At 68.6% G+C, this 2,434-nt stretch carries 1 protein-coding gene and 2 pseudogenes; 2 read left to right on the forward strand and 1 reads right to left on the reverse strand.

All coding sequences use genetic code 11. The annotated features are described in order from the left end of the window. Positions 1-522 (forward strand): annotated as a pseudogene (locus AC08ON_RS10755) (hypothetical protein); the annotation flags it as partial. A 340-nt stretch (positions 523-862) separates the two neighbouring features. Here the strand turns inward: AC08ON_RS10755 and AC08ON_RS10760 are convergent. After that, positions 863-1,879: pseudogene (locus AC08ON_RS10760) on the reverse strand (LON peptidase substrate-binding domain-containing protein); the annotation flags it as partial. A 246-nt stretch (positions 1,880-2,125) separates the two neighbouring features. Here AC08ON_RS10760 and AC08ON_RS10765 point away from each other — a divergent pair. Continuing rightward, positions 2,126-2,434 (forward strand): pirin family protein (locus AC08ON_RS10765; RefSeq protein WP_476616882.1); only part of this gene is annotated, 309 nt, incomplete at its 3' end.

A 2,434-nucleotide genomic window follows, 5' to 3' on the forward strand; every position in this document is an offset into this window, starting at 1 on the left:
ACACATCGCCGGAGACCGCCGCCGGACACTCCAATTCATAGCCACTTAACGCAACAGGCCGTCACACCACGCGACCTTCGCGCAGCCCTGGCCGACGCCACGGGCGCCGTCGACGCCCACATCGGGGAAGCCGCCGAGATCGCCGCTCGAACAGGCGAGACGGACGTCTTCCACCTGCACTTCGGCCCGGCCAATGTGGCGGTTTGGCGCCTCAGTATCGCAGTCGAGCGGGGCGACGGCGGGAAGGCGCCCGAGATCATGCGTGGTGTGGATACGTCGGTGCTCGGTTCCGGACGTCGCCGCGCACAGTTCCTCACCGATTTCGGCCGAGGACTTGCCCAGTCACGCGGCAAGGACAAACAAGCCCTCGCGGTACTCCGCGAAGCGGAACGGCTCGCGCCAGAGCTGGTCCGGACTCACCCGCTCGTGCGGGAGACTGTTGCCGTCATGCTCCAGCGTGCCAGAGCGAACGTCGGAGGATGTGATCTACGCGGACTGGCCTACCGAATGGGCATCGCTTGACATAGCCACGGGCCGGCGGGATGGAGGGGAGTGGTGGACCGTTGGCCACGTGGGAGCACGGGTTGTCGGATTCGTGTCCTGTTTTCGTGTGTTCGGGGTTTGTTGTCCGGCTGGGCCGGGTATGATGGGTTCAGGTCGGCGGGGCGGCGTTTCCGAGTGTTCCATCACGCCACATTTCCCCTGGGCCTTACTGGTACCGCCGCTGGGCGTATCCCGCCGGTCAGTAGCCCGCTCCCGAACGACACAGCGCCTGCCCGGTCTGGGTCAGTCCGTGGCGCTGCTGGGCGTATTCCCCCGCCTGGTGTGATTACTATACGTTGATGGTACCTTCGACATGTTAATGCTCCCGGAAGGTGTGGTTCTGCTCGGGGTCGAGGACCTCCAGCAGCGCCGCCGTCGGGTCCCCCCGGTAGTCGGCGCCCAGCTTGTCGACCTCGTCGAGCAGCACCACCGGATTCATTGAACCCGCCTCGCGGATCGCCCGGACGATGCGGCCGGGCAGCGCGCCGGCGTAGGTCCGCCGGTGACCGCGGATCTCCGCCTCGTCCCGCACACCGCCGAGGGCGACCCGGACGAACGACCGGCCCATGCCCTCCTGGACGTCGCGACGGATGGTCTCCGCGACGTCCAGTTCGGCCAGATGGTTCTTGGTCCACGCCAGCAGCCGTTCAAGCCTCGCAGCGACGTCCACGGTGCCCAGCAGCTCGATCTTCTGCGCGGTGGTCAGGTAGGAGGCGTAGCCGGCGGTGTCGGCGAGCGCCGATGGATCGGTGATCGCCGCGACGGAGTCAACGACCTGCCAGGCGCCGCGCTGGCGCAGCAGGTCGGTGACCAGGGCGCGGTACTCCTTCGCCAGGTTCTCGACCTTCGCCGGGTCCTCGCCGCTCCGCGCGGCAGCGGTGTCCGTCGGAGCGTCGAGAGCGCCGGACGGCGGCCCGGCCCCCTCGTTCACCACGGCTCCCTCGTTCACCACGGTGTCGACCCACACGGCGTCGACCCAGGTGACGTCGCCAGGACCCGAGCGCACGCCGCCGACATGGGCCCGGGCGGTTCCGCGGACGATCGCGGCCGAGCCCCCTCGCGGCAGCCGGCCGACCTGTTCGATCACCCCGACGGCGGCCACGTCGGCGAGCGTGCCGTCGGTCCTGGGAACCAGCAACACCTCGGCGGGCCCGCCCGCCGGCTGGCTGGAGATCCCCGGCGCCCGCGCGTCGGGAGCGCCGCGGGATCCGCCGGCACGGGCGGCTTCGACGGTGGATCGGATCTCACCATCGGACATGTCGAGAGACACGACCATGCCCGGTAGCACGACGGCGTCGTCGAGGTGCAGGACGGGCAGCACCCGGATCTGTGGCATGTGGCCCACCCTGACGTGAGGAAGTTGAGTCACTCACACTAAAGTCCTTTCAGCTTGCCGTTGTTCCCAGGGTTGATCGCTGATGGCGAACGCTTCCCGCTCGCGCCCTGATGATCAAAAAATTCGCGGGAAGGATCGAGGGTGGCCCGTGGTTGCGCGGGTTGGTAGTTGCATCTACAAGTAGAGGCGCCGGGATGAGCTGCTCGACCTGCTCGACCTGCGCCCTGAGCCCGCCAGGAGGACGACATGCCTGCCGTCACCGCCGATACCGTCCGTCTGCCGCGGCTGGCTGAGCCCGCGCTCGGCGAGGTCGACCGTCCGGTGCGGAGGATGACCACCGCGCCCACCGGGTTGGAGGGCGAGGGCTTCCCGGTGCGTCGGGCCTTCGCCGGAGCACGGCTCGCCGAGCTGGATCCGTTCATCCACATGGACGAGATGGGCGCCGTCGACTACGGGCCGGGCGAGCCCAAGGGAACCCCGTGGCATCCCCACCGCGGATTCGAGACCGTCACCTACATGATCGACGGAACCTTCCAGCACCAGGACTCGCACGGC

Source organism: Frankia sp. CoWAU3, from assembly GCF_977971855.1.